This window comes from Prevotella sp. Sow4_E9_plate, assembly GCF_052116205.1.
In the GTDB taxonomy this organism is placed as follows: domain Bacteria; phylum Bacteroidota; class Bacteroidia; order Bacteroidales; family Bacteroidaceae; genus Prevotella.
This window is the reverse complement of sequence record NZ_JBQKLN010000140.1, coordinates 1-547: the sequence shown is the minus strand read 5'-3', so window position 1 is coordinate 547 and position 547 is coordinate 1. Positions and strand designations below refer to the sequence as shown.

At 36.4% G+C, this 547-nt stretch carries 1 protein-coding gene; it reads left to right on the top strand.

All coding sequences use genetic code 11. From position 1 onward, the window contains the following. Window positions 1-24 precede the first annotated feature (24 nt). A partial coding sequence (locus ACTQ53_RS17600; protein WP_441934616.1) for a serine hydrolase occupies window positions 25-547 on the top strand: 523 nt, incomplete at its 3' end.

Below are 547 nucleotides of genomic sequence, written 5' to 3'. Positions count from 1 at the left end.
TATAGTGTTGCGGAATTAAGGAACATGAAAAAAAACAGAAAAAAGCAAATCGTAGTTTTGTGTATAGCTTTAGTTTGCATCTTCATCTTGGTGTTCTCATTGTCCCATAAATCAGCTACAAAAGGTAGCGCGAATCCTCCATTAACAGATGTTTTGACTGATAGCATTTCTCAGATTGTCTCGGCTTGTCCTGGTGAAATTGGTGTGGCGGTTATTATTAATAACACAGATACGGTTAGTGTTAATAATAAAAGCATTTATCCTATGATGAGTGTATTTAAGGTTCATCAGGCATTAGCTCTTTGCAATGATTTTGACAAAAAAGGCCTTTCCCTTGATACCTTGGTAAAGATAAATAGGGAAAAACTTGATCCAAAGACATGGAGCCCTATGATGAAAGATTATTCAGCACCAGTTATATCGTTGACAGTAAGAGATCTGTTGCGCTATACTCTTTCCCAGAGCGACAATAATGCAAGCAATATCATGTTTAAGAATATGCTCAATACTGCACAAACAGACAGTTTTATAGCGAAACTCATACCAC